Source organism: Kitasatospora sp. NEAU-CNBT7 (assembly GCF_057220535.1).
Genome location: NZ_JBXQQB010000021.1, coordinates 27,738 through 54,723, shown reverse-complemented (window position 1 = coordinate 54,723; position 26,986 = coordinate 27,738). Strand labels below are relative to the sequence as shown.

22 protein-coding genes are annotated in these 26,986 nt (G+C 72.1%); 12 read left to right on the top strand and 10 right to left on the bottom strand.

Going from position 1 to position 26,986, the window contains the following annotated elements:
• Positions 1-10 precede the first annotated feature (10 nt).
• The 5 genes from AC2TEW_RS25110 to AC2TEW_RS25090 all read left to right on the top strand — a co-directional run bounded on the left by AC2TEW_RS25110 (position 11) and on the right by AC2TEW_RS25090 (position 5,819).
• Positions 11-1,669: a peptide ABC transporter substrate-binding protein gene (locus tag AC2TEW_RS25110; protein WP_484625609.1), complete on the top strand. Its 1,659-nt coding sequence runs from the start codon at positions 11-13 to the stop codon at positions 1,667-1,669.
• A 168-nt stretch (positions 1,670-1,837) separates the two neighbouring features.
• Positions 1,838-2,767 carry an ABC transporter permease gene (locus AC2TEW_RS25105; RefSeq protein WP_033826231.1) on the top strand — a complete coding sequence of 310 codons (930 nt, stop codon included), beginning with the start codon at positions 1,838-1,840 and terminating at the stop codon, positions 2,765-2,767.
• Positions 2,768-2,777: 10 nt separating this feature from the next.
• Positions 2,778-3,704 carry an ABC transporter permease gene (locus tag AC2TEW_RS25100; RefSeq protein WP_484625608.1) on the top strand — a complete coding sequence of 309 codons (927 nt, stop codon included), beginning with the start codon at positions 2,778-2,780 and terminating at the stop codon, positions 3,702-3,704.
• Between the two features lie 47 nt (positions 3,705-3,751).
• The gene (locus AC2TEW_RS25095; RefSeq protein ID WP_484625607.1) at positions 3,752-4,807 is read left to right on the top strand and encodes an ABC transporter ATP-binding protein; all 1,056 of its coding nucleotides are present in this window, start codon (positions 3,752-3,754) and stop codon (positions 4,805-4,807) included.
• Positions 4,800-5,819 carry an ABC transporter ATP-binding protein gene (locus AC2TEW_RS25090; RefSeq protein WP_484625606.1) on the top strand — a complete coding sequence of 340 codons (1,020 nt, stop codon included), beginning with the start codon at positions 4,800-4,802 and terminating at the stop codon, positions 5,817-5,819. The genes AC2TEW_RS25095 and AC2TEW_RS25090 overlap by 8 nt, the downstream gene beginning before the upstream one ends.
• A gap of 300 nt (positions 5,820-6,119) precedes the next feature.
• Here the strand turns inward: AC2TEW_RS25090 and AC2TEW_RS25085 are convergent, their stop codons facing one another.
• The 8 genes from AC2TEW_RS25085 to AC2TEW_RS25050 form a co-directional block, all read right to left on the bottom strand.
• Positions 6,120-7,823, bottom strand: a complete 1,704-nt coding sequence (locus AC2TEW_RS25085; protein ID WP_484625605.1) for an ABC transporter family substrate-binding protein — start codon at positions 7,821-7,823, stop codon at positions 6,120-6,122.
• Between the two features lie 140 nt (positions 7,824-7,963).
• Entirely contained in the window at positions 7,964-10,048 is a 2,085-nt protein-coding gene (locus tag AC2TEW_RS25080) for an ABC transporter ATP-binding protein (RefSeq protein ID WP_484625604.1), read from the bottom strand.
• A gap of 65 nt (positions 10,049-10,113) precedes the next feature.
• Entirely contained in the window at positions 10,114-11,175 is a 1,062-nt protein-coding gene (locus AC2TEW_RS25075) for an ABC transporter permease (RefSeq protein ID WP_484625603.1), read from the bottom strand.
• Between the two features lie 48 nt (positions 11,176-11,223).
• Positions 11,224-12,189, bottom strand: coding sequence for an ABC transporter permease (locus AC2TEW_RS25070; protein ID WP_033826228.1), 966 nt, complete (start codon positions 12,187-12,189; stop codon positions 11,224-11,226).
• A 596-nt stretch (positions 12,190-12,785) separates the two neighbouring features.
• Entirely contained in the window at positions 12,786-15,260 is a 2,475-nt protein-coding gene (locus AC2TEW_RS25065; RefSeq protein WP_484625602.1) for a hypothetical protein, read from the bottom strand.
• A gap of 300 nt (positions 15,261-15,560) precedes the next feature.
• On the bottom strand, positions 15,561-16,022 hold the full coding sequence (locus tag AC2TEW_RS25060) for a DUF6113 family protein (RefSeq protein WP_484625601.1): 462 nt from the start codon (positions 16,020-16,022) through the stop codon (positions 15,561-15,563).
• On the bottom strand, positions 16,019-16,918 hold the full coding sequence (mshB, locus tag AC2TEW_RS25055; protein ID WP_484625600.1) for an N-acetyl-1-D-myo-inositol-2-amino-2-deoxy-alpha-D-glucopyranoside deacetylase: 900 nt from the start codon (positions 16,916-16,918) through the stop codon (positions 16,019-16,021). The genes AC2TEW_RS25060 and mshB overlap by 4 nt, the downstream gene beginning before the upstream one ends.
• Positions 16,919-16,946: 28 nt before the next feature.
• On the bottom strand, positions 16,947-17,141 hold the full coding sequence (locus AC2TEW_RS25050) for a hypothetical protein (protein ID WP_033820767.1): 195 nt from the start codon (positions 17,139-17,141) through the stop codon (positions 16,947-16,949).
• A gap of 302 nt (positions 17,142-17,443) precedes the next feature.
• On the opposite strand from AC2TEW_RS25050, the gene AC2TEW_RS25045 reads away from it, so the two are divergent.
• From AC2TEW_RS25045 to AC2TEW_RS25025, 5 genes are all read left to right on the top strand, one after another.
• A complete protein-coding gene (locus AC2TEW_RS25045; RefSeq protein ID WP_484625599.1) occupies positions 17,444-19,564 on the top strand; it encodes a S9 family peptidase in 2,121 nt (706 codons plus the stop codon).
• A gap of 156 nt (positions 19,565-19,720) precedes the next feature.
• Positions 19,721-20,716 carry an ABC transporter ATP-binding protein gene (locus AC2TEW_RS25040; protein WP_484625598.1) on the top strand — a complete coding sequence of 332 codons (996 nt, stop codon included), beginning with the start codon at positions 19,721-19,723 and terminating at the stop codon, positions 20,714-20,716.
• Entirely contained in the window at positions 20,713-21,435 is a 723-nt protein-coding gene (locus AC2TEW_RS25035) for an ABC transporter permease (RefSeq protein WP_484625597.1), read from the top strand. Before AC2TEW_RS25040 ends, AC2TEW_RS25035 begins: the two co-directional genes overlap by 4 nt.
• An 8-nt stretch (positions 21,436-21,443) precedes the next feature.
• Positions 21,444-22,700 carry a sensor histidine kinase gene (locus AC2TEW_RS25030; protein ID WP_484625596.1) on the top strand — a complete coding sequence of 419 codons (1,257 nt, stop codon included), beginning with the start codon at positions 21,444-21,446 and terminating at the stop codon, positions 22,698-22,700.
• Entirely contained in the window at positions 22,697-23,302 is a 606-nt protein-coding gene (locus tag AC2TEW_RS25025; RefSeq protein WP_484625595.1) for a response regulator, read from the top strand. The genes AC2TEW_RS25030 and AC2TEW_RS25025 overlap by 4 nt, the downstream gene beginning before the upstream one ends.
• A gap of 36 nt (positions 23,303-23,338) precedes the next feature.
• Here the strand turns inward: AC2TEW_RS25025 and AC2TEW_RS25020 are convergent, their stop codons facing one another.
• On the bottom strand, positions 23,339-24,217 hold the full coding sequence (locus tag AC2TEW_RS25020; RefSeq protein WP_484625594.1) for a transglutaminase family protein: 879 nt from the start codon (positions 24,215-24,217) through the stop codon (positions 23,339-23,341).
• 46 nt (positions 24,218-24,263) lie between these two features.
• The gene (locus tag AC2TEW_RS25015; RefSeq protein WP_484625593.1) at positions 24,264-25,280 is read right to left on the bottom strand and encodes a GNAT family N-acetyltransferase; all 1,017 of its coding nucleotides are present in this window, start codon (positions 25,278-25,280) and stop codon (positions 24,264-24,266) included.
• Positions 25,281-25,408: 128 nt separating this feature from the next.
• On the opposite strand from AC2TEW_RS25015, the gene fdxA reads away from it, so the two are divergent.
• Together fdxA and dapC are read left to right on the top strand one after the other, a co-directional pair.
• Positions 25,409-25,735: a ferredoxin gene (gene fdxA / locus AC2TEW_RS25010; protein WP_033820761.1), complete on the top strand. Its 327-nt coding sequence runs from the start codon at positions 25,409-25,411 to the stop codon at positions 25,733-25,735.
• A 23-nt stretch (positions 25,736-25,758) separates the two neighbouring features.
• Positions 25,759-26,898: a succinyldiaminopimelate transaminase gene (dapC, locus tag AC2TEW_RS25005; RefSeq protein ID WP_484625689.1), complete on the top strand. Its 1,140-nt coding sequence runs from the start codon at positions 25,759-25,761 to the stop codon at positions 26,896-26,898.
• The last annotated feature ends 88 nt before the right edge of the window (positions 26,899-26,986 follow it).

Here is a 26,986-nt window from a genome sequence, read left to right as displayed (position 1 = left end):
CACCAAGGCAATGCGATGGACAGTGGTGGCGGCCTCCACCGTCCTGGCTGTGGCCGCCTGCAGCAATGGCGGGAGCACCAGCAGCAACGGGGCCAAGCCGTCCCAGAACAACAACGCTCCCGCCAAGGACGGCGGCACGTTCCGGCTGGGCATTGTCGAGCCGACCGCGATCGACCCCTACAACACGCAGGAGTCCGAGGGCACCCTGGTCACCCAGGCCCTGTTCACCGGCCTGACCAGCGTCGACGCCGACGGCAAGCTGTCCAACGCGCTCGCCGAGAGCCGCACCCCGAACGACGACTGCAGCCAGTGGACGTTCAAGATCAAGAGCGGCACCACCTTCAGCAACGGTGAGGCCGTCGACGCCGAGTCCTTCATCCGCGGCTGGACCCGCGCCGCCGCCAAGGACGCCGCCTCCGACGTCGCGTACCACATGGCCGAGATCGACGGCTTCGACAAGCTCCAGGACGGCTCCGCGACCACCTTCTCCGGCCTGTCCGCCCCGGACCCCAACACCCTGGTCGTCAAGCTCGCCATCAAGGACTGCGAGTTCGACCTGCGGACCTTCCACACCGTGTTCAGCCCGGTGACCAAGGACGCCGGCCCGGCCACCAACAAGACCTACAACGACCAGCCGATCGGCAACGGCCCGTTCAAGCTGGACGGCCCCTGGCAGCACAACAGCAAGATCACCCTGGTCCGCAACGACAGCTACGGGCTGACCAAGGCGCACCTGGACAAGGTCGAGATCTCCATCCTGAACTCGGCCAACGCCGACCAGCTGGAGTACCAGGGCTTCCAGGCCGGCCAGTTCGACTGGGCCCGGATGCCCACCGAGCAGCTCGGCGCGGCCAAGGCCGTCTACGAGCCCAAGGGCGAGTTCCTCAACTGGGACGCCAACGGCATGAACTACATCCTGCCGATCACCTTCAACGGCCCGCTGAAGAGCAAGGAGGCCCGCGAGGCGGTCTCCTACGCGATCGACCGTGACGCGATCGTCGCCGGTGTGTTCAAGGGCTTCCGCAACAAGGCCACCACGCTGGTCCCGCCGGCCTTCAAGGACGCCTACCAGCCCGGCGTCTGCACCAGCTGCGGCAAGCAGGACAAGGACAAGGCCAAGGAGCTCGCGGCCAAGGCCGGCCTGACCCCCGGCACCAAGCTGTACTTCGGCTACAACACCGGTGGCGGCCACGACGCCTGGGTGCAGGCCGTCGCCCAGCAGCTGAAGGAGGTCCTCGGCCTCGACGTCCAGATCGACGGCATCCCGTTCAAGGAGCTGCTGAAGAAGGAGCAGGGCCCGGACGCCACCGGCCTGTACCGGGCGGCCTGGGGCGCCGACTACCCGACCCCCGGCAACTTCCTGAACCCGCTGCTGTCCACCTCGGCGATCAACGAGGACCCGGCCACCCACGAGGTGCAGGGCGACAACCGCGGCCGCTACAGCAACCCGGCGTTCGACGCGCTGCTCCAGAAGGCCACCGCCTCCAAGGACCAGGCCGAGCGCACCAAGCTGTACCAGCAGGCCGAGAAGCTCGCGATCGGTGACGACCTGGCGCTGATCCCGCTGTGGAACCGCACCCAGCAGCGCGTCGCCAACACCGAGAAGTGGGTCAACCTGTCCTACGACTTCAACGAGAACCCGACCCTGTCGAAGGTCTCGCAGAAGTAACCGGCCCTTCGCACCAGGCGCAGCCCGTTCCTCGATCCGTACGGAATCCCACCGCCGTCGGCCCTGCCTCGACCAGGCAGGGCCGGCGGTCCACCGTGCCCGCCCGACCCGGCGGAGCGCAGGGGTGGGCGACGCCGATCTGCCGCAACCACACAGAGAGGCAATTCCATGGGCAGATACGTCCTGCGAAGGCTCGGCCAGATGGTGATCGTGCTGCTCGGCGCGACCCTCATCCTGTTCGCCTGCCTGTTCGTCATCCCGGGTGACCCGGTCGGTTCGCTGGGCGGCAGCGAGCGCGCCCGTGACCCCGCCGTCGTCAAGCAGCTGCGCGAGCAGTACGGGCTCGACAAGCCGCTGATCGTCCAGTACGGCACCTACGTCGGCAAGCTGGTCCAGGGCGACATGGGTGAGGACTACACCCAGCGCCGCCAGGTCACCGAGATCCTGATGCCGAAGCTGATCAACACCTCCAAGCTGGCCGTCGCCGCGATGGCGATCGACGTGCTGCTGGGCGCGGCCGTCGGCATCCTCGCCGCGCTCAAGCGGTACTCGCTGCTGGACACCGTGGTCACGCTGATCACCACCCTGCTGGTCGGCTTCCCGACCTTCGTGATCGGCATGCTGATGCTCAACCTCTTCGCCGTGCAGCTCAAATGGGTGCCGGTGATCGGCGACCCGAGCGATCCGGTGCAGCTGATCCTGCCCGCCTTCACGCTGGCCATCATCGACGCGGCGCTGGTCGCCCGGCTGATGCGCGGCACCATGCTGGAGGTCCTGCGCGCCGACTACGTCAAGACGGCGATCGCCAAGGGCGTCCCCAAGCGGCAGGTGCTGCTCAAGCACGTGATGCGCAACTCGGTGATCCCGGTGGTCACGTACCTCGGCATCTCGTTCGGCGGCCTGATGGGCGGCGCGATCATCACCGAGACCATCTTCAACTGGGACGGCATCGGCATGGCGATGTCCACCGCGATCCAGCAGCAGAACAACCCCGTCGTGGTCGCGGTGGCCACCTGGACGGTCGCGATCTTCGTGGTGCTCAACCTGGTCGTGGACCTGCTGTACGCCATGCTCGACCCCCGCATCCGGCTGAGCTGAGGGCGCCGAAATGACTGACGAAACGACAACTGTCCCGCTGGACAAGGACATCCCCGCCCAGCGCGGATCCGACGGGTCCGGCGAGCCGGCCGTCAAGGTGGTCCGCGAGTGGCAGGAGGTCTGGCACCGCTTCGCCGCCAACAAGCTGGCGCTGGTCGGCCTGGTACTGGTGGCCGGCCTGCTGTTCACGGCGGCCTTCGCGCCCTTGATCTCGCCGTACGACCCGCTCAAGCAGAACCTGATGAACACCCTCCAGCCGCCGACCGGGGAGCACCTGTTCGGCACCGACATCCTGGGCCGCGACCAGCTCTCCCGGGTGATCTACGGCTCCCGGATCGCGGTGTTCGTCGGCCTGGTGTCGATCATCCTGACCCTGCTGATCGGCATCGTGCTGGGCGCGATAGCCGGCTACTTCGGCCGGTTCTACGACACCCTGGTGATGCGCGCGGCGGACGTCTTCTTCGCCTTCCCGCTGCTGATCGGCTCGATCATCATCATCACCGTGACCGGCCGCGGGGTCTGGCCGGTGGTGCTGTCACTGGCCATCTTCGGCTGGGCCACCGTCGCGCGACTGCTGCGCAGCTCGGTGCTGTCCGCCCGGGAGATGGACTACGTGCACGCCGCCCGCGCGCTGGGCGCCGGGCACCTGCGGGTGATCCTGCGGCACATCCTGCCCAACTCGATCGCGCCGGTGATCATCTTCGGCACCTTCAACGTCGGACTCGCGGTGGTCGCCGAGGCCGCGCTGTCCTACCTCGGCGTGGGTGTCAGCCCCGAGGTCCCGGAGTGGGGCAACATGCTCGCCTCCGGCCGGGGCTTCATCGGCGTGTACGACTACATGTGGACCCTGCCCTCGCTCGCGGTGGTGCTCACCTCGCTGGGCTTCATCTTCGTCGGCGACGGGGTCCGCGACGCTCTCGACCCGAAGTTGCGGTGAGCGGCATGACGAGCACGGACGCGACGCGGAGCGGGAGCGGCAAGGGTATGGACGAGGCAGTGCAGGACGGGCCGGCCGTGGAACTGCGGCCGGACGGCGCCGAACCGGCGCTGCTGCAGGTCGACGACCTGCAGGTGGAGTTCGTGACCCGGGACGGGGTCGCCCGGGCGGTGAACGGGGTCAGCTACAGCGTCGCCTCGGGGGAGACCCTGGCGGTGCTGGGCGAGTCCGGGTCGGGCAAGTCGGTGACCGCGCAGGCGATCATGGGCATCCTGGACACCCCGCCCGGCCGGATCAGCGGCGGGCGGGTGCTGTACCGGGGTGAGGACCTGCTCACCATGCCGGAGGAGGAGCGCCGGAGGATCCGCGGCCGGAAGATCGCGATGATCTTCCAGGACGCGCTGTCGGCGCTCAACCCGGTCTTCTCGGTGGGCTGGCAGCTCGGCGAGGTGTTCCGGGTGCACGAGGGCATGTCGAAGAAGGACTCCTTCGCCAAGGCCGTCGAGCTGATGGACCGGGTGCGCATCCCGGCCGCCAAGCAGCGGGTCACCGACTACCCGCACCAGTTCTCCGGCGGTATGCGCCAGCGCATCATGATCGCGATGGCGCTGGCGCTGCAGCCGGACCTGATCATCGCGGACGAGCCGACCACCGCGCTGGACGTGACGGTGCAGGCGCAGGTGATGGACCTGCTGGCGGAGCTGCAGGCCGAGTACCACATGGGTCTGATCCTGATCACCCACGACCTCGGCGTGGTCGCCGACGTCGCGGACAAGATCGCGGTGATGTACGCGGGCCGGATCGTGGAGACCGCCCCGGTGCACGAGCTGTACGCCAACCCGGCGCACCCGTACACCAAGGGCCTGCTCCGCTCGATCCCGCGCCTGGACCAGAAGGGCCAGGACCTGTACGCGATCAAGGGCCTGCCGCCGAGCCTGCTGCACCTGCCCACGGGCTGTTCCTTCAACCCGCGCTGCGAGGCGGCCACGGATCTCTGCCGGTCCGACCGGCCGCTCCTGCAGCCCGTCCTGGACGTGGACGGCGCCGAGCTCGAAGGCCGGCGCAGCGCCTGCCACTTCTGGAAGGAGACCCTCCATGGCTGAGCCGATCCTGGAGGTCCGGGACCTGGTCAAGCACTTCCCGCTGACCCAGGGGATCCTGTTCAAGAAGCAGATCGGCGCGGTGCGGGCGGTCGACGGGGTCACCCTCACCCTGCACAAGGGCGAGACGCTGGGCATCGTCGGCGAGTCCGGCTGCGGCAAGTCGACGCTGGCCAAGGTCCTGATGAACCTGGAGCGGGCCACCGCCGGCGAGGTGCTGTACAAGGGCGAGGACATCAGCCGGCTGAGCGGCCGGGCGCTGCGCGCGGTGCGCCGCAACATCCAGATGGTGTTCCAGGACCCGTACACCTCGCTGAACCCGCGGATGACGGTCGGCGACATCATCGGTGAGCCGTTCGAGATCCACCCGGAGGTGGCGCCGAAGGGCGACCGCCGCAAGGCCGTGCAGGACCTGCTGGACGTGGTCGGGCTGAACCCGGAGTACATCAACCGGTACCCGCATCAGTTCTCCGGCGGCCAGCGCCAGCGCATCGGCATCGCCCGCGGCCTGGCGCTCAAGCCGGAGATCATCATCTGCGACGAGCCGGTCTCCGCGCTCGACGTGTCGGTCCAGGCCCAGGTGATCAACCTGCTGGACCAGCTGCAGAGCGACTTCGACCTGTCGTACATGTTCATCGCGCACGACCTCTCGATCGTCCGGCACATCTCGGACCGGGTCGGCGTGATGTACCTCGGCAAGCTGGTCGAGATCGGCACCGAGGAGCAGATCTACGAGTACGCCACCCACCCGTACACCCAGGCGCTGCTGTCCGCGGTTCCGGTGCCGGACCCGACCGGCCGGGAGACCCGCGACCGGATCGTGCTGGTGGGCGACGTGCCCTCGCCGGCCAACCCGCCGTCGGGCTGCCGGTTCCGCACCCGCTGCTGGAAGGCGGAGGAGCGCTGCTCGACCGAGGTGCCGCTGCTGGCGGTGCCGCAGGTGCTGAGCGGCCCGGCCGCGCACGACGCGGCCTGCCACTTCGCCGAGGTGAGGCAGCCGACCGCGGCGGCCTGAGCGGGCGCGTACGGCGGGTAGGAGCGGGCCCCGGGGAATCTTCCCCGGGGCCCGTCGCCGTGTGCGCTGACGGGGGCGTGAGGGGCCCTGCGGAGGCCTCGCGGGGGCCGGGTGCGCGCCTGCGGTGCCCGTGCGGACCGTGCCTGGGCCGGCGGACCGGGCGGGTGCCGTGCCGGGCCGCGCAGGGCAGCCGGGGACGGCTCCCGGGAGCGGGAAACGGGGCGGGCCCCGGGGAGTGTTCCCCGGGGCCCGCCCCGTCGGTTGCCGGGCGGCCTGCGCCCGATCAGTGCCGAGAGATCATCACTTGGTGAAGCCGATGTTCTCGTAGATGTAGTCCGACAGGCCCGGGGCACCCAGGTTGGCGACCGTCTTCTTCACACCGAAGATGGCGGGGCGCTGGTACAGGGTGATCAGACCGGCGACCTTCCAGGCCTCCGCGTCGGCCTTGTTGATGGCCTCGAACTCGGCGTCGGTGGTCTGGGCCGAAGCCGCGTCCGCCATCGCCTTGTCCAGCTCGGGGCTGCCGACCTGGCTGTAGTTGGCGCCACCGTCGGTCTTGAAGTTCGCGGTCGAGGAGCTGGCCGGGAACGGGGTGCCGATCAGCGAGAACGCCGTCATGTCGAAGTCGAACTTGTAGATGTACTTGTCGAAGAACTCGTTCGACGGAGCGGTGAAGATGGTCACCTTGACGCCGACCTGCTGCAGCATCTGGGTGAGCATGGAGCCCTCGTTGGTCGCCACGGTCACGCCGGCCGGGATGACGAACTTGAGGTTGAGCTCCTTGCCGTCCTTCTTGCGGACGTCGCCCTCGAGCTTCCAGCCCGCCTCGTCCAGCATCTTCTTGGCGGCCTCGGGGTCGAACTTGCTCAGACCGTCCGAGTTGTCCTTGTAGCCGTTCTGGTTCGGCACCAGGAAGTGGTTGTTCATCGCGACGGCCGGCCAGCCGAGGCCGTTCAGGTCCGACTTGGCGATGGTGTCGCGGTCGATGGCCTTGAAGATGGCCTGGCGGACCTTGACGTCGGTCAGCATCGGCGACTTGCCGTTGAGCATGAAGTGGCGGAAGTTCGGGCCGCCGGCCTCACGGACCTCGCCGTCCGCGGTCGCCTGGATCTGCTTGAAGCCGGAGGCGTCCGGGCCGTTGTTGTAGAAGTCGATCTCGCCGTTCTGGAACGCCTGCGGCATGGTGTTGGTTTCCATGGCCTTGAAGACGATCTTGTCCAGCATCGGCTTCTGGCCCCACCAGTTGGGGTCCGGCACGACGGTGGCGGTCTTGGCGGTCTGGTCGATCTTGTCCAGCTTGTACGGGCCGGCCGAGACCGGGATCTTGTCCACGTACGCGGTGTTGAAGGCGTCCGGGGTGGAGACGTACTTGGCCGGGAAGAGCGGCGCGTTGGCGGCGTTGTTGAACAGCGCCTGCCACTCGGAGAACGGCGTCTTGAAGGTCATGACGGCCTGGTAGTCGTCAACACCCTTGACGACGCTCTCGACCTGGTCGAAACCGGTGGTCGAGGTGGCCTTGAACGCCTCGTTCGAGCCGTTCTGGGCCTTCCAGTTGGCCTCGATGTCCTGCCAGGTGATCGGCGTGCCGTCGTTCCACTTGGCCTTCGGGTTGAGGGTCCAGGTGACGACCTGCTTGCCGTCCTTGGTCTCGGCCTTGGCGTCGAGCAGGTAGTCCTTGTTCGGGGTCTGGGTGCCACCGGCGTCCGAACGCCAGAAGGTCGGCATGAGCGCCTTCATGACGTCGGTGGTGGAGACCTCGTTGCCGTCCGCCTCCAGCGGGCTCCACTGGCTGGGGAGCTGGTCGATCGCCCAGTTGAGGGTGCCGCCCTGCTTCAGCTCGCTGCGGTCCTTCTCGTTGATGGCCCGCTGGGTCATCTTCGGGGCGTCGGACTTGGCCGGCGCGGCGGTGTCCCCGCCCGAGCCGCTGCTTCCGCAGGCCGTCAGGGACAGCGAGGCGGCGGCGATGGTGGCGACGAGCGCGACCGGAATCCGGGTGTGCTTCAAGGGAATCCCCCTGTGGTTACGGAACGGGTGATGGAGCCCAGCGGTGCCGCCGGAGCGGGTGGTGCTGGAGGGTTGGCAATGCGGCCTTGCGGGTGGGGCAGAAGCGCCTGATGGGCGGCGCGGCTTTTTTCGTGGGGGTGTCAGATCACTTCGAGGGCCGTCGCGAAGTGGCAGGCGGCCACGTGGTCGGCGGCCAGCCGGCTGTTCGCGGGGTCCTCGTCGTGGCAGCGCTGCTGCTCGCCCTCGGAGAGGGTCAGGAACTTCGGGCAGCGGTTGCGGAACCGGCATCCGCTCGGCACGTTGGCCGGGCTGGGCAGGTCACCGGTGAGCAGGATCCTGGTCCGCTCGCGCTCCCGGCGCGGGTCCGGGAGCGGGACGGCGGACAGCAGGGCCTGGGTATAGGGGTGGGACGGCGCGTCGAAGATCGACGCGGAGTCCCCGAGCTCGACGATCCGGCCGAGGTACATCACGGCGATCCGGTCGGCGATGTGCCGGACCACCGAGAGGTCGTGGGCGACGAACAGGTAGCTCAGGCCGAGCTTCACCTTGAGCTCGTCGAGCAGGTTGAGCACGCCGGCCTGGATCGAGACGTCCAGCGCGGAGACCGGCTCGTCCAGGATGACCAGCTTGGGCTCCAGGGCGAGGGCGCGGGCGATCGAGATGCGCTGGCGCTGGCCGCCGGAGAACTCCTGCGGGTAGCGGTCGGCGTGGTCGGGGTTGAGGCCGACCATCTCCAGCAGCTCGGGCACCCGGGCGGCGATCCGGTCCTTGTCCCAGTTGTGGGTCTTCAGCGGCTCGGCCAGGATGTCGCCGATCGGCATCCGGGCGTCCAGGGCCGCCATGGGGTCCTGGAAGACGATCTGCATGTCGCGGCGGAGCGCCTTGCGGTCGGCCCGGCCGAGGCCGCGGACGTCCTTGCCGAACACCGTGACGGTGCCGGCCTGCCCGCTGGGCAGGTCCAGGATCTCCAGCAGGGTGGTGGTCTTGCCGCAGCCGGACTCGCCGACCAGGCCGAGCGTCTCGCCCTCGCGGATGTCCAGCGTGATGCCGTCCACCGCCTTGACCACGCCGACCTTGCGCTTGATCACGGCGCCCTGGGTGAGCGGGAAGTGCTTGGTCAGGTTGTCCAGCTCCAGCACCTTCTCGCGCTGCTCGCGCGGCACGCTCGCCAGCTCGACCGCGGCCGGGATCTCGGGCACTGGGTAGATGGTGGCCGGGTCCAGCGCGCCGGCCAGCTCGTGGCTGCGGTGGCAGGCGGTCGGGTGGGTGTTGCCCTCCTTGACCGAGAGCACCGGCTCCACCTCGCGGCAGCGGTCGATCGCGATCGGGCAGCGGGCCGCGAACGGGCAGCCCTGCGGCAGCTCGACCATCGACGGCGGGGTGCCCTCGATCGGGGTCAGCGCCCTGCGCTCGGTGTTGTCCAGGCGCGGGATCGAACCCAGCAGACCGATGGTGTAGGGCATCCGCGGGTGGTAGTACACCTCGTCGACGGTGCCGGACTCGACCGGCTTGCCGGCGTACATCACCTGGACGCGGTCGGCGAAGCCGGCGATCACGCCGAGGTCGTGAGTGATCATCACGATCGCCGCGCCGGTGACGTCCTGGGCCTTCTTCAGGACCTCGAGCACCTGCGCCTGGATGGTCACGTCGAGCGCCGTGGTCGGCTCGTCGGCGATGATCACCTTGGGGTCGTTGGCGATCGCCATGGCGATCATCGCGCGCTGGCGCATACCGCCGGAGAACTCGTGCGGGAAGTTGTCCACCCGGCGCCGGGGGTCCGGGATGCCGACCACGTCGAGCAGCTCGATCGCCCGGGTGCGGGCCTGCTCCTTGGTCATCTCCTGGTGGATCTGGAGCGCCTCGACGATCTGGGCGCCGACCGAGTACACCGGGGTGAGCGCGGACAGCGGGTCCTGGAAGACCATGCCGATGTCCTTGCCGCGAATCTTCGACAGCTCGTTGTCCGACAGGCCCAGCAGCTCGCGACCGGCGAGCTTGACCGAGCCGGAGACCTCGGCGGAGTCGGGCAGCAGGCCGAGCACGGCCATCGAGGAGACCGACTTGCCGGAGCCGGACTCGCCGACGATGCCGAGCACCTCGCCCGGGCGGACGGCGTACGAGACGCCGCGCACCGCGCGCACCTCGCCGGCCTCGCTGGGGAAGGAGACCTCAAGGTCCGTCACTTCGAGAACGGGCTGCGACTTGTCCAGCCGGGTGTCGGTCACCGGTCGGAGTCCTTCCTTGCTTCGGGGGGTGCTGTCGGCGGGCTGCGAGGGGATGGCCGCGCCGGTCATGACGTGCCCAGCACGTCGCGGGAGCCGCCGGCCACGGTGGCCTTGCGGTGGGCCTCGTTGCGCTCGGCCAGCGCCTTGCGGCGGCGGCCCTTGGACTTCGCACCGCTGGAGTTCGGGTCGAACGCGTCCCGCAGGCCGTCGCCGATGAACGCCACCGCGACACCGATCAGCACCAGGCAGGTGGCGGGGAAGTAGAACAGCCACTGGAAGGTGGGCGCGTTGGTGGTGTTGTCGGCGATGATCGTGCCGAGCGAGACGTCGGGGGCCTGCACACCGAAGCCGAAGAAGGACAGGCCGCTCTCGCCGATGACCGCCGCGCCGACCTGGATCACCGTGTCGATGATCAGCAGGGAGGCCATGTTCGGCAGGATGTGCCGGAAGATGATCACCGGGCCCGGGACGCCCATGTACTTGGCGGCCTTGACGAACTCACGGTCCTTCAGGGTCAGCGTCATGCTGCGGACCACCCGCGCGGTGATCATCCAGCTGAACGCCGCCAGCAGCACCACGAAGATCAGCCAGCTGGCGTTGCGGAAGATCGGCGACAGCACGGCGATGATCAGGAAGCTCGGCAGCACCAGCAGCAGGTCGACGAACCAGGTCAGGCCCTTGTCGACCCAGCGGCCGTAGTAGCCGGCGAAGGCGCCGACGAAGCCCGCCACCAGGGTGCTGATGCCGCCCACCAGCAGGCCGATCACCAGGGACTTCTGCAGACCGCGCATGGTCAGCGCGAAGAGGTCCTGGCCGCCCTGGTTGGTGCCCCACCAGTGGTCCCCGCCGGGCGGGGCGTTGAAGGCCATGTAGTCGTGGAACTTGTAGTCGTACTTGGTGAACGACGGGCCGACGTACGCGGCCAGGAACAGCAGGGCCAGGATGCCCAGGCCGACCAGGGCCAGCTTGTTGCGGGCGAACCGGCGAGCGGTCAGCTTGCCCCGGCTGGTCCGCTTCCTGGCGGCGGCCGGGGGCTGCGGGGCGCCGGCCGTGGCGGTCGCCAGGGCGGCGACCGCCTCGCCGCCGGCGGCGGAGGTGTTCGACGGGGCGGGCTGGTTGGCGCTCATGATCTCTCCTCTACGGGTGTTCGGGTGCTCGGGCGGGACGGGAGTGCGTCAGCGCACCCGGACCCGGGGATCGAGCGCCGCGTAGAGCAGGTCGGACAGCAGGCCGGCGATCAGCACCAGGCCGGCGGTGAACAGGGCGACCGCGGACGTGGTGTTGACGTCGTTGCGGGTGATCGAGTTGATCAGCAGCTCGCCCATGCCGTGCCAGCCGAAGGTCTTCTCGGTGAAGGTCGCGCCGATGAACAGCAGCACGATGTTGAACACCAGCAGCGGGACCACCGGCAGGATCGCGGTCCGCAGACCGTGCTTGACCAGTGCCGCACGCCGCTTGAGGCCCTTGGCCCGGGCGGTGCGCAGGAAGTCGCTGCCGAGCACGTCGAGCATGGTGCTGCGCTGGTAGCGGCTGTACAGGGCGACCTGAAGGAGGATCAGGGTCAGGCCGGGGAGCAGCATGTGCTCGGCCCGGTTGCCCAGCGCGGCGAAGTCCCACCGGCCGGCGAACTCCGCGTCGGTCTCGCCGGTGAAGTGGATGGTGCCCGCGCCCAGGAACTTCATGGTGAGCAGCTTCAGGAACAGACCGAGCACGAAGACCGGCATCGCCAGGATGAAGAACGACGCCAGGGTCGTGAACCGGTCGAAGAACTTGTACTGCTTGATCGCGCCGATCGTGCCGAGCGCGACACCGCCGACCGAGCCGATCAGGGTGGCCAGCAGCAGCAGCCGGGTGGAGACGCCGATCCGGCGGCCGACCTCGTCGTTGACGGGCGAACCGTCGATCGACTTGCCGAGGTCGCCGTGGACGACGCCGTTGGCCCAGGTCGCGAACCGGCTGACGATGGGGGTGTCAGGGTTCATGTTGACGTCGTCGAGCGTCTTGCTGATGGTGCTCTTCGCCAGTGGCGGGTTGCGGCCCTCGTAGTTCGCCTGCGGGTGCAGGCTGAGCCCCGCGATGAAATAGGAGAGAGAAGCCGCGAGCGTGACCAGAATCAGATAATTGGCCAGCTTGCGAAGCATATAGCGACCCAAGGTGGTTCTCTCCCTCGTGCGGACCCGCGCTCACCGACGGAACAAGGCCCCCGTCTGCGCGATCCGTGAGGATGGCGGCCTCTGCACAGAGTGCCTTGGGGCGTCTCGAATGTCGGACGTTTGGTCAGAAAGTCGGTCGCCGCTGTGGAACGGCTCGCTGCCACATCTTGCTGACCTGGTGAAGACTTGTCGACCGGCGCTGGATCAAAGATTGGTAACGCCGGATCCAATCCTTGAGGTGGGGGCCGGTTTTGACCATGGGTTCTTCGGCATGACCCGCAGGCCACAAGGGGTTTTCCAGGTCTGCACCGCCCCGGAACGTGTGGTTCCACTGGCGTGCAACAGTTGAGCGCTTATGTCCGGTTATATACCGCCACTGGCGAGGATTCGCCAGCAAAGGACCGCTGGTGAGCGGCTTGATTGACGATTGAACCTCTCGTGTTCCCATCGGTCACAACAATGGCTTGAACTCACAGCCATATGTCCGATATCCGGACGTCGGTGCTCGAAAAGCATGGCACCCAAGGCACGAGGGCCGGGACCGATGGCTCGGTCCCGGCCCTCGCGGGGGAAGTGACGTCGGGTCAGACGGTGAACTTGAAGACCCGGTCCTTGCCCGTCTTGTCGAGCGTGGCGGTGATCGCGTCCGCGACGTCCTGCGGGGTGATCGCCACCAGGGCGCCGTTCTTGCGGATCTTGGTGTTGGCGAACGCCGTGCCCATCGCGGCGTTCAGCTTGTCCAGGTCCCACTTGGGCACGATCTTGCCCGTGTCGTCCGGCGCCAGGGTCAGCGCCTTCGACGCGGTGACCTTGCCGAAGTCCCACTTCCTGGCCCCGGCGGAGACCGTGATCTGCCCGGCCAGCACCTGCTTGCCGAGGCTGTCCGCGGCCGCCTGCAGGGCGTCCTGACCGACCTTCGGCTGAGCGGCCGTCAGGTCCAGGCTGATCTCGCCGTCCGGCTGCCCGGCCGCCCGGTTGCGGAAGGCCTGCTCGACCTGGTCCACCGCGCCGGAGGCGTTCAGCGCCTGCCCGGCCTTGCCCGGCACCACCTCGGTCTGCCCGGCCTCGGTGAAGCGGACGAAGCCCTCCTGCAGCCCCTGCCCGGAGGACGAGGCCAGGCCGTCCAGCGCCGCCTTGAGCTTGGCCCGGTCGACCTTGACCTCCGGCGCGACGGCCTTGCTGCCGCCCGCCAGCGACCCGATCACCACGACCGGGTTGTAGCTGTGCTTGGTGAGCGCGTCCACCGTCGCGGTGGAGTCGAAGCTCAGCCCGGCGCTGGCGGGGTCCAGGGTGACGGCCTGGCCGCCGACGTTCAGCTGGATCGGCCGCTGCGCGGTGGCGCCGATCGCCCCGTCCAGGGCGCTCACCGCCTGGTCGCGGGTGTCGCCGCCGATGTCGGTGCCGAGCACGGTGGTGCCCTCGGGGATGTCCGCCTGGTTCATCATCAGGCCGGTGCCGTAGGCCGCGGCGCCGGCGAACAGCAGACCGCCCACCGCGTACACGACGAGCTTGCCGCCCTTGCCGCGGGCCTTGGCGGGCTTCGCCGCGGCGGGCGGCGGCTGCTCGGACGCGGCCTCGGCGGCGCCACCCGCCTCGGGGTCGGGCTGCGGACGGGCCGCGCCCGGCGCCGGCGGGCGCTGGGCGCCGGCCGGCGAGGCCGCCCGGGGCGAGCCGGGGAACGGCTTGGCGGGCTCGAACGGCACATCGGCGAAGCGGCCGCTCGGCTGCTGGCCGTCGGCGGTGCGGGCGCCGCCCGCGGGGTCCTGCGGCAGTCCGGCGTCCGGCCGGCCGGGGTACGGCTGCGCGCCGTTCTGCCGGGCGGGGGGCTGCTGGGCCTGGTTCGGCCGGCCCGGACCGGGGCGCGGGGCGTCCGAGGGCAGCAGGCCCGGACGCTGGGTCGCGAACGGGTCCGACGGCGCGAACGGGTCGGTCGGAGCGAAGGGGTCGGACGGGGCGAACGGGTCGGCCGGGCGGGCCGCGCCGGGGCGTTCGGCGGCCGGCGGGCCCGGTATGCCTGCGGTCTGCGGCTCGTCCCGGAACGGCTCGAAACCACCGATCTGGGTGTCCTCGTGCTCCGCGCCGGGACGGGGCTGCCCGCCCTGGGGCTGCCCGGGCCGGCCCTGCGCGGGCCGACCCTGCCCGGCCGGACCGGGCCCGCCCTGGTCGGGTCCGGGGAACGGCCCCCGCCGGGCGCCGCCGGGGGCGCCGCCACCGCCCGGGCCGAACGGGTCCGCGGGGGCGAACGGGTCGGCGGGCGCGGCCGGTGCCGCGGGCTCCGGGAACGCGGGGGCGGCGAACGGGTCGTTGCCGTAGGGGTCGTTGCCGTGGGGCGCGGCCCCGCCCGGGCCGGCGCCGAAGGGCTCCTGCGGGCCGGGGCCCGGCCGGGCGGCGGCGAACGGCGAGGCCGGGGTACCGGTCGGCCGGGGAGCGGGCGCCTGCGCCGGGGCGGGCGCCGGGCGCGCACCCGGCGCGGCACCGGACTGCGGACGGCCCGCGGCCTGGCCGGGCGCACCCGCGCCGGCCGGCACCGGGGCGGCGGGCTCCTGACGGCCCTTCTGCCGGGGCCTGAACCACTCACCGGTCGACTCGGACTCGTTGGCCGCCGGCGCGGGGGCCGCGGCGGCCGCGGCCGGGGCCTGCGGGCCGTCCTGCCACTCGGGCGGCAGGTTCGCCGGGGGCGCGGACCGGGCGCCCTGGTCCATCACGCCGAGCACCGGCGAGCCGCCCGCGTCGGAGCGGTGCCGGGGCCCGGGCGGGCCCGCGGGCGGCTCGGCGGGGGAGTCCTCGTTCTTCACCGGCGAGCGCACCACGACCGGCGGGATCGGCCGGGAGCCGGGGATGTTGATCCGCACCCGGGTGGTCAGCGTGGTCTCGGTCTTCGGCACGTCGTCGTCGGCCGGGACCTCGGCCGCGCCGGCGTTGCGCCCGGGCGGACTGAACTGGTCGGCACCGAAGCCGCCGGGAACCCCGACGCCGTACGGCGGGGTGCCCGACGGGTAGGCGTCCGGGCCCGGCCGACGGGGCTGCGGGTTGGCGCTGTCAGATTCGCGGCTGCTCAATGCTGCTCTGCTCCGGGTTCGCGCTCGGGCCGGGGCGCCGATTGCGGGTTGTGGGGTGTCCGCCCTGCCGAACGGCGACTGCCGCCGCGCGATGGAGTGGAGTGACCCCTCCGACACCAGCTTCTTCACGTGTTGGCTGCGGCAGCGGCGCTCGGCCACCGCGGGAATGAGCTCGAAGGTACCTTTCCGCCCTGCTCCCGAGGCCACCGGGGCCGCCGTGCGGCACCACCTTACTGGGAAGCGATCCCCGGCGACCTGGATCGGAATGAACCCGATACGCCCGAATGCTCCGGTATGGGACTACGGCCGGGGCGTTCTGACCGGCTGTCGCCGCTCCACCGGGGGCACCCCGAAGCCGTACCCCGACGAGGTCGGCAGGGTCGCGCAGACCACACCGCCGACCGAGCCGAAGAACAGGTAGAGATAGGAGGTCACCGCCGTGGAGATGACCAGATCCCCCTCCGGGCGGGGAGTCATCAGCACCAGCAGCACCGCGAACCAGCCCGCCAGCGGGATGCCCGCGCCCAGCTTCGTCCCGGTCGCCCGCAGGCCCGCGTAGAAGACCGCGAACGTGCCGGCCAACGCCAGCAGCAGCCCGGCGGGCGCCCACAATGCCTGCACAAATGCTCCGCACAGCGACACCAGCGCGCCCAGCACGAAGAACAGCAGGTAGAGCGCGATCCGCCCGCCCCGCGGCGGCTGCCGCTCGGCCAGCCGCTCGGCCCGGCTCCCGAGCAGGGCCCGTACGAAACGCCTGATCACCGCAGCTCCTCCAGGTCGAGACCGGCGAACAGGTCGGTCTCCGGCCGGCCCGGCCCGGACCCGCCGCGGGCCAGCTGGTAGTACTCGGTCGCGATCAGCGGCTGGCCGAGGCCGTTGCTGAGGGCGAAGAACGGTCCGTCGACGGTGATCTGGGTGGCGTGCGCCCGCATCGCGGCCGCCTTCGCGCCCGCGTACGCCGTGCCGTCCAGCACGGTGGTCACCACCGCGTCGTCCACCACACCCGGGACGTCCCCGGGCTCGGCGACCCCCGGGAAGGGCGCCTTGGCGGCGGTCTCCCACAGGCCCTGCTCGATCACCGAGCGCGGCATCCGGCAGTAGTACACCTTGGCGATCCGCCAGGCCGGGCCGAGCTCGGGCCGGAACCCCGGGTCGGCGGCCAGCTCGTGGGCGCGCAGCGCGACCCGGTGCGCCTGGATGTGGTCCGGGTGGCCGTAGCCGCCGTTCTCGTCGTAGGTGACCAGCACCTGCGGGCGGACCTCGCGGACCACCGCGGCCAGCCGGCCGGCGGCCTCGTCGACGTCGGCCCGCCAGAAGCAGCCGGGGACGTCGTTCTCGGCGACCCCCATCATCCCGGAGTCGCGGTAGCGGCCCGGGCCGCCGAGGAAGCGGAAGTCGGCGACGCCGAGCTCGGCCATCGCCGCGGCCAGCTCCCCGATCCGGTACTCGCCGAGGGCGTCGTCCCGGTCGGCGGTGAGGTGGGCCAGCTCGGGCCCGATCACCTCACCGCCCTCGCCGAGGGTGCAGGTCACCAGCGTGACGCGGGCACCCTCGGCGGCGTAGCGCGCCATGGTGGCACCCGAGACGATCGACTCGTCGTCGGGGTGGGCGTGCACCAGCAGCAGGCGCCGGAGCGGCTGGTCGTCGGCAGCGGTCATGCCCGGCAGCCTATCGAGCGGGGCGGGGTCAGAGTTTCAGGTCATTGATCATCCCTGCGACGTTGCTGGTCACCTGCTGGATCGACGGCGCGATCGAGCTGGACGCGAGGTAGAAGCCGAGCAGCGAGCAGATGATCGCGTGCGCGAGCTTCAGACCGGACCGGCGGATCAGCAGCCAGACGATGACGAGCATCAGGACGGCGGCGGAGATGGACAAAGCCATTGCGGCTCACACCCCTTCTCGGGTGCGCCGCCCGCGGGCGGGGCGGCGGTCGGGACCTGCGGGACTTGCCTCCGGCCCGGTGCCGGGAGGAACGGGACGTTCCGGCTCCGGGCCGATGGGACAACTCATACCCGATCGGTGAGCGCCGCATCACGCTCCGTGAGGCGCGCCGGGTGTGGCGGAGCCGCCCGGGCGGGGCGCTGGGCCCGGTGGTACCGGGGCCGGGCGCCCTCCCGCCGAGGTTTCGCCGCGCTGCTCCGAACGAGTGATCACCGGGGCCGTACCGCATAGGGTCTGGTGCCATGACCACCGAGAACCCCGCGGACACCTTCCCCCGGCAGTACGCGCGCACCCTGCGCTACACCGTCGGCGCGCCCCGCTCCTTCACCGTCGCGCCCGACGGTTCCCGGGTCGCCTTCCTCCGGTCCGGCCCCGGCTCCGGCCGGGCCAACCTGCTCTGGACGCTGGACACCGCCACCGGCGAGGAGCGGGTGGCGGCCGACCCGGCCGCGCTGCTCGGCGGCGGCGAGGAGCACCTCTCGGCCGCCGAGAAGGCCCGCCGCGAGCGCAGCCGCGAGGGCTCGGCCGGGATCGTCGGCTACGCCCTGGACGGCGCCGCCGCGCTCGCCGCCTTCGCGCTCTCCGGACGGCTGTTCGCCGCCGACCTGGCGGCCGGCACCACCCGCGAACTGCCCGCCGCGGGCCCGCTGCTCGACCCCCGCCCCGCACCGGACGGCAGCCACGTCGCGTACGCCAACACCGCCGGCGAGCTGCGGGTCACCCGGACCGACGGCAGCGGCGACCGGGCGCTGGCCACCCCCGAGCGGCCCGGGGTGACCTGGGGCCAGGCCGAGTTCATCGCGCAGGAGGAGATGGACCGCGACCGCGGCTTCTGGTGGTCCCCGGGCAGCGACCGGCTGCTGGTCGCCCGGGCCGACGACGCGCCCGTCCAGCGCTGGTGGATCGCCGACCCGGCCAACCCCGCCAGCACCCCCGCCGAGGTCGCGTACCCCGCCGCCGGCACCGCCAACGCCGAGGTCACCCTCTGGCTGCTCGGCCTGGACGGCACCCGCACCGAGGTGGGCTGGGACCGCGAGGCCTTCCCCTACCTCGCCCGGGTGCACTGGTCGGCCGGCGGCCCGCCGCTGCTCCTGGTCCAGGCCCGGGACCAGCGCAGCCAGCAGATCCGCACGGTGGACCCCGCCACCGGCGCCACCGAACTGCTGGTCGCCGAGCAGGACGAGGTCTGGCTCGACCTGTTCCCCGGCGTCCCCGCCTGGACCTCGGACGGCCGGCTGGTGCGGATCGCCGACCAGGACGGCGTGCGGGCCCTGCTGGTCGGCGACAAGCCGGTCACCGACGCCGCGCTGCACCTGCGCTCGGTCGTCTCGGTCACCGGGGAGGCGGTGCTGTTCAGCGCCTCGGCCGGGGCCGCCGACCAGGAGCTGCCGCCCGGCTGGCAGGGCCTGTTCCGGGCCGGCGCCGACGGCGTGCACCCGCTGGTGGCGGGCGCCGACGGCGCGGCCAGCGCCGTGCACGCCGGCGGCGTGACCGTGCTCGCCACCGCCTCCACCGAGCGCCCCGGCACCACCGTCCGGGTGCTGCGCGGCGACACCGAGCTCGCCACCGTCGCCTCGTACGCCGAGACCCCGCTGCTCACCGCGCGGCCGCTGTTCCGCTTCGCCGGCGAGCGGCGGATCCCGGCGGCGGTCTTCCTGCCCACCGGCTACGACGCCGGACGCGACGGGCCGCTGCCGGTCCTGATGGACCCGTACGGCGGCCCGCACGGCCAGCGGGTGGTCCGCGCGCACAACCCGCACCTCACCTCGCAGTGGTTCGCCGACCAGGGCTTCGCCGTGGTGGTCGCCGACGGGCGCGGCACCCCCGGACGCAGCCCGGCCTGGGAGAAGGCGATCGCCTTCGACGTCGCCACGGTCACCCTGGACGACCAGGTGGACGCCCTGCGGGCGCTGGCCGGGGAGTTCCCGCTCGACCTCGGGCGGGTGGCGATCCGCGGCTGGTCCTACGGCGGCTACCTGGCGGCGCTCGCGGTGCTGCGCCGCCCCGACGTCTTCCACGCGGCCGTCTCGGGCGCGCCGGTGACGGACTGGGAGCTGTACGACACCCACTACACCGAGCGCTACCTCGGCCACCCCGGCGAGCGGCCCGAGGTGTACCGGTCCAACTCGCTGATCGAGGACGCGGCGAAGCTGGAGCGCCCGCTGATGATCGTGCACGGCCTGGCCGACGACAACGTGGTCGCCGCGCACACCCTGCGGCTCTCCTCGGCGCTGCTGGCCGCCGGGCGCCAGCACACCGTGCTGCCGCTGTCGGGGGTCACCCACATGACGCCGCAGGAGCAGGTCGCCGAGAACCTGCTGCTGCTCCAGGTGGACTTCCTCCGGCGCGCGCTGGCCGGCTGACCGGCCGCCGCCCTCCCACGGCCGGGACCCGCGCGGGTCCCGGCCGTACCCATGACATCCGTCATGCCGCACGCACGAGCGCGGACACTGCCGGGCCACCCGCCCCGCCGGGGACCCTGGAGTGGTCGCAAGCACGGTGGAGAGGACGCGGGTGGGATGAGGACGAGGACAGGCACGGACGAGGTGGCGGCCTTCCGGGGCGTCAGCAAGAGCTACGGCAAGGTCGACGCGGTCAGCGGGCTCGACCTGGTGCTGCGGCCCGGCGAGACGGTCGCGCTGCTCGGCCCGAACGGGGCGGGCAAGTCCAGCAGCCTCGACCTGCTGCTCGGGCTGCGCGAGCCCGACCGGGGCAGCGTCGAGCTGTTCGGCGGTCCGCCGCGGGCCGCGATCGAGGCCGGCCGGGTCGGCGCGATGCTGCAGAGCGGCGGGCTGATGAACGACGTCAAGGTCGCCGAGCTGGTGGCCTTCGCCTGCGCGATCCACCCGCGCGGCCACCGCCCGGAGCAGGTGCTGGCCGATGCGGGCATCACCGAGCTGGCCGGGCGCCGGGTCGACCGGCTCTCCGGCGGGCAGGAGCAGCGGGTCCGGTTCGCGCTGGCGGTGGCCGGGGCCAACGACCTGATCGTGCTGGACGAGCCCACCACCGGGATGGACGTCTCGGTGCGGCAGGCCTTCTGGGCCACCATGCGGGCCCAGGCCGACGCCGGGCGCACGGTGCTGTTCGCCACCCACTACCTGGAGGAGGCGGACTCCATCGCCGACCGGGTGCTGGTGCTGCACAAGGGGCGGCTGATCGCCGACGGCACCTCCGCCGAGATCAAGGCCAAGGCGGGCGCCCGCCGGATCGCGTTCGAGCTGCACCCCTCGGACGGCCCGGTCGAGGAGCGGCTGCTGCGTTCGCTGCCGGGCACCGTGGGCCTGGACGTGACCGGCCGGCCGGACGGCGTGCGGACGGTGCGGATCCGCTCCACCGACGCGGACGCGGACGTCGCCGCCCTCTACCGGGCGGGGCTGTACCCGCGCGGCCTGGAGGTCACCGGCCTGGGCCTGGAGCAGGCCTTCCTGACCATCACCGGCGAGCACGAAGCCGCCGTCACCGGCGAGCAGGACGCCGCCGGGCGCAGCCAGTCCGCGAAGGAGAACGCGCGATGACCACCCTGATCCGGCTGGAGATCCTGCGCACCCTGCGCAACAAGCGGTACCTGATGTTCACGCTGCTCTACCCGGCGCTGCTGTACGTCTTCTTCATCAGCGCCTACAGCGGCGGCACGGTGGCGGGCGGGGTTCCGGCGAAGTCGTACTTCATGGTCTCGATGGCCACCTTCGGTGCGGTCGGTGCGGTGCTCACCGGCTCCGCCCAGCGGATCTCGCTGGAGCGCAAGAGCGGCTGGGTCCGCCAGCTGCGGCTGACCGCGCTGCCCGGGCGGGCGTACACCCTGGGCAAGATCGCGGCCTGTGCGGTGACCACGCTGCCGGCCATCGCGGTGGTCTTCGCGATCGGCGCGGTCGAGGGCGTCCGGCTGCCGGCCGCCCAGTGGCTGGGGCTGGCGCTGGCGCTGTGGTTGGGCAGCTTCGTCTTCGCGGCGCTGGGCGTGGCGCTCGGGTACGCGGCCGAGCCGGACGCCGTGCAGCCGGCGGTGATGATCGTCTACATGCTGATGGCGCTGTTCGGCGGCACCTGGTTCCCGGTCTCCGACTCGCTGAAGGCCTTCGCCCGGTTCAACCCGGTGTACCTGTACAACCAGCTGGCCGGCTTCACCCGGCCCGGGCAGACGCTGGACACCGCGGCGGTGGCGGGCCTGGCCGGGTTCCTGGTGGTGTTCGTGGCCGCCGCGGCCGTCCTGTACCGCAGGGACACCAAGGCGGCATGATGGCCACCATGCCGAAGCCGCTCCCGTCCCACCGTCCCGTCGAGCACGGGGAGGAGGGGCGGGGCGGCGGTGCGTTCGCGACCATGCCCGGGGCGCCGGTGGACAGCCGGCGCCAGCTGGTGGTCAAGCTCAGCTGGATGTCGCTGTGGATGGTCTACCTGGCCTACCCGGTCCAGGACCTCGTCCGGGGCGGCCACGGCACCGCGGCCGTGGTGGCCGGTTCGGTGGCGCTGGCGGGCTTCGTCGGCTCGTACCTGGCGCTGGTGGCGATCCGCACCACCAAGCCCGACGAGTGGACCGGCAAGTACGTGGTGGTCGCCGCGATGCTGGTGCTCGCGGTGGTGACCTCGTTCACGCTGGGCCAGGCGTGGCTGACCCTGTTCACGTACGCCTCGGTGTGCGTGGCGATCGTGCTGCCGACCCCGCTGGCGCTGCGCGGGGTGGTCGGGGTGACCCTGCTGGCGCTGGTGATCGCGCTGCTGACGCACGCCGACGGCGACACCCTGTTCGCGATCCTGCTGCCCTGCTTCCTCAGCGGACTGGCGATGACCGGCCTGCAGCGGCTGGTGTCCACCATGAAGGAGCTGCGCGAGGCCCGGGCGACCGTGGCCCACCTGGCGGCCTCCGAGGAGCGGCTGCGGCTCGCCCGCGACCTGCACGACCTGCTCGGGCACTCGCTCTCGCTGATCACCATCAAGAGCGAGCTGGCGGGCCGGTTCATGGACCAGGACAAGCAGGAGGAGGCGCGGACCCAGGTCGCCGACATCGAGAAGGTCGCCCGGCAGTCGCTGATCGACGTCCGGGAGGCGGTCAGCGGTTTCCGGCGGCCCACCCTGGCGGTCGAACTGGCCGCCGCCCGGACGGCGCTGGCGACCTCGCAGATCGCCCTGGAGGCGGCCCCGGCGGTGGCCGAGGGCCATCCGGCGCTGGGCGCCGAGGAGGCGGGGGCGCTGGCCTGGGCGCTGCGCGAGTCGGTGACCAACATCGTCCGGCACGGCGCCGGGGCGAGCCGCTGCACCGTGACGCTGGACGAGGTGTGGGAGGGGGACGGCGAGCACTTCGTCGTCCTGGAGATCACCGACGACGGCCGCGGGCCCGGCAAGTCCGGTCCCGGGAACGGGCTTTCGGGGCTCGGCGAGCGGCTGCAGCTGGTCGGCGGCCGGCTGGAGAGCGGCGCCGGGGAGCGGGGCAGGGGATTCCGGCTGCGGGCGCTGGTGCCGTTGCGCGCCGTGGCGGCGGGCACGGCCGATAGTCTGCCGAGATGATCAGAGTTCTGCTGGCGGAGGATCAGGGGATGGTCCGGGAGGCGCTCGCCGCGCTGCTCGGGCTCGAGGGCGACATCGACGTGGTCGCCCAGGTGTCCCGCGGCGACGAGGTGGTGGCCGCGGCCGTCGCGCACGAGGTCGAGGTGGCCGTGCTCGACATCGAGATGCCCGGGATGACCGGCATCGAGGCCGCCGCCGAGCTGCGCCGGCAGCGGCCCGCCACCAGGATCGTGATCGCCACCACCTTCGGCCGGCCCGGCTATCTGCGCCGCGCGATGGAGTCCGGCGCGGACGCCTTCCTGGTCAAGGACGCGCCCGCGGCCGAACTGGCCGAGGCGATCCGCCGGGTGCTGCGCGGCGAGCGGGTGATCGACCCGACGCTGGCCGCGGCCGCGCTGGCCGAGGGCGCCAACCCGCTGACCGGGCGCGAGCGCGACGTCCTGGCGGCGGCCGCCGACGGCTCGGTCAACGCGGACATCGCCAGGCGGCTGCACCTGTCGGAGGGCACCGTGCGCAACTACCTGTCGATGGCGATCCAGAAGACCGCCGCCCGCAACCGGGCCGAGGCGGTCCGGGTCGCCCGCGAGAAGGGCTGGCTCTGACCGTCCCCGCCGGTCCGGACGCCCTTCCCCCGCAGGTCAGTTGAGCCGGTGCCGGGCCGACCTGGCCTCCTGGCGGGCCCGGGCGGCGGCGTCCGGGTCGAAGGCGTCCAGGATCTGCGCGTAGGCGTCCATCTCACCCGCGCCGGCCAGGAAGTCGCCGGTGCGGACCAGGAGTTCGGCGCGCTCCAGGCGCAGCTGGGCCGGGTGCCGGGGGAGCAGCAGGGCGAGCTCGGTGGCCCACAGCTGGGTGCGGGCGTGCTCGGGACGCTCCGCCGCCCAGCTGCGGATGTTCCCGAGCACCCGCAGCACCACGTCCAACGGCTGGGCCGGGGTGAGCAGTTCGGTGCTGAACCGCTGGCCGGTGGCGTGCACCAGCTTGGCCGCGTCCGCCAGGTCGAGCAGCCGCCCGCCGTGGAACGGGTCGGCCAGCACGAAGTCGTCGCCGCCCGCCGGACCGCCCACCGCGACGATGAAGTGCCCCGGCAGGGCGATCCCGTGGACGGTGAGGCCGGCCCGGTCGGCGACCGCCGTCCAGACCAGCGACAGCATGATCGGCAGTCCGCGCCGGCGCCGCAGCACGTCCGGCAGCAGCGAGGACTCCAGCCGCCGGTAGTCCGCCTGCCGCCCGTGGAAGCGCTCGCGCCCGCCGAGGACGGCGGCCAGCAGCGCCGCGGTCTCCTCCGGCCCGCCGGGGCAGCGCTCGGCGACGGCGCGGCGGATCGCCGCGGCGTGCCGGTCGAGCGCCGCGTGGCAGGCCGAGAGCAGCTCGTCCAGGGTCGGCGGCTCCTCGGGTCCGTCGGGGCGGCCGAGGTCGCCCAGGGTGTGCTCGGCGGCGGCCAGCAGGCAGAGCAGCACCGGGTCGGGGTGCTCGGCCCTGGCCGCGGCGCGGAAGCGGGATCTGCTCTGCTCGGTCACAGCAGCCTTCGTCGGTACGGGATGGTCGGGGCGGATCTCGGCGGCGCTACCGCGGGGAGAGGCGGGCGTAGTGGTAAGTGTGACTGGTCGCGAAGCCCAGCCGGTCGTAGAGCGCCAGGGCGCCGTGGTTGTCGGCCTCGACCTGGAGGTAGCCGCCGCGCGCGCCCTCCTCGGCGGCCCGGGCGGCGAGCACGCCGGTCACCGTGGTCGCCAGCCCGCGCCGGCGGGCCCCGGGCGCGACCTCGATCGCGCTGAAGCAGGCCCACTCGCCGTCCACGGCGAGCCGCCCGATGGCGAGCGGCGGCGCGTCCGGCCCGGCGCCCGGGACGGTGGCGAACCAGACCGAGGGCCCGCCGTGGATCACCTGCCGGGCGGCGCGTTCCACCGCGGGGTCGGCCGTCACCCGCCGGTAGAGCGACATCCAGCCGGAATCGGCGGTCCGCGCCAGCCGGACGGCCTGCGGCTCGCGGGCGAGCCGGGCCAGTTCACCGAGCGGCGCGACCCGGACCTCGGTGGCCGCCAGCGCCGCGCCCGTACGGCCGAGTTCGGCCGCCAGCCCGGGCGGCGATCCGGGGTCGACCACCTCGACGTACGCGGGCAGGCCGCGGTCGGCGTACCAGGCGGCCACCCGCTCCAGGGCGTCCGGCAGCGGCAGCCCCGGGTCGCCGAGCGCCTGCACCGAGTTGGCCCGGCGGGTGAACCCGGCCGACGCCCGCAGCGTCCACTCCCCGAGCGCCTCCTGCTCGACGGCGGGCCAGCCGGCCGCCGCGATCCGCTGCAGCTCGACGGGTGTCGCCTCGGGCAGCGGGGTCCGGCGGGCCGGGAACGGCGGCACGGTCTTCCCCGCGACCAGCAGGTCCTCCGGGAAGCCCACCGGGGCGCCGCTGCGCGGAACCACGGTCAGTCCATGATCGTTCCAGGATTCGAGCACCCCGATCACATCGCGGAACACCGGACGGCCGCCGACCGGCTCCGACAGACGGCGGACGGACACCCGTCGGCCCACGTCAGAACGGTCTATCCGGACCTCCGGACGGTCCGTGGCCGGGATTCCACCTGTCATCAGGGGCACCTCCTGTGCATTTGTGGTCTCTGACCCGCGATACTAGGTGCGGGCATCGACGACGCCGCGCTCACCCGCGCGACCGAGTAAACAGTAGGGCGGCAGCCCTTCCGAGGAGGAACGACAGCGTGACCTACGTCATCGCGCAGCCTTGTGTCGACGTCAAGGACAAGGCGTGCATCGAAGAGTGCCCGGTTGACTGCATCTACGAGGGCAAGCGCTCTCTCTACATCCACCCGGATGAGTGTGTCGACTGTGGTGCGTGCGAGCCGGTCTGCCCGGTCGAGGCGATCTTCTACGAGGACGACACTCCGGAGGAGTGGAAGGACTACTACAAGGCCAACGTCGAGTTCTTCGACGACCTCGGCTCGCCGGGCGGGGCCTCGAAGCTCGGTGTGATCGACTCCGACCACCCGTTCATCGCCGCTCTGCCGCCGCAGAACGCCGAGCACTGATCGGTGGCAGCACAGCTGTGAGCATCGAGAACAGCAAGCGCGCGCCGCTCCCGGGCCACCCGGGGGCGGCGCGCCGCGTGTCCGACCTGCTGCCGGTCTTCCCCTGGGACCGGCTGGAGCCGTACAAGCAGACGGCGCTCGCCCACCCCGGCGGCCTGTGCGACTTCTCCGTGGGCACCCCGGTGGACCCGGTCCCCGAGCTGATCCAGAAGGCGCTGGCCGCCAGCACGGACACGCCCGGCTACCCGACCGTGTGGGGCCCGCTGGAGCTGCGCGAGGCGATCGCCGGCTGGCTCGGCCGCCGGCTGGGCGCCGCCGTCGGCCCGCAGGCGGTCCTGCCGACCATCGGCTCCAAGGAGCTGGTGGCCTGGCTGCCCGGGCAGCTCGGCCTCGGCCCCGGCGACCAGGTGGCGTACCCGCGGCTGGCCTACCCGACCTACGAGGTCGGCGCCCGGCTCTGCGGGGCCGAGCCGGTGGCGTACGAGTCGGTCGACGAGCTGGACCCGGCCAGGGTCCGGCTGCTGTGGCTGAACTCGCCGTCCAACCCGACCGGCCGGGTGCTGCCCGCCGCCGAGCTGCGCCGCGCCGTCGCGTGGGCGCGGGAGCACCGGGTGCTGCTGGTCAGCGACGAGTGCTACCTGGAGCTCGGCTGGGAGGCGGAGCCGGTGTCGGTGCTGCACCCCGAGGTGTGCGGCGGCGACCACGAGGGCCTGCTGGCGGTCCACTCGCTGTCCAAGCGGTCCAACCTGGCCGGCTACCGGGCCTCCTTCGTGGCCGGCGACCCGGTGGTGGTCAAGGAGCTGCTGGAGATCCGCAAGCACGGCGGCATGATCGTGCCGGCCCCGGTGCAGGCGGCCACTATCGCCGCGCTGGCGGACGACGCGCACGTGGCCGAGCAGCGGGCCCGGTACGCGGCCCGGCGCTCCGCGCTGCGGGCCGCGCTGGAGGCGTACGGCTTCCGGATCGAGCACTCCGAGGCGAGCCTGTACCTGTGGGCGACCCAGGACCGGCCGTGCTGGGAGAGCGTCGCCGAGCTGGCGGCGCTCGGCATCCTGGTGGCGCCCGGCGACTTCTACGGCCCGGCCGGGGACCGCTTCGTGCGGGTGGCGTTCACCGCCACCGACGAGCGGGTGGCCGCGGCGGTGGAGCGGCTGACCGCCTGAGGCGGCACCGGCGACCGGACAGCGCGAAGGGGCGGGCCGCACACCGGGTGGGGCCCAGCCCCTCGCGCCCTCCTGCGGGGGGGGGCGA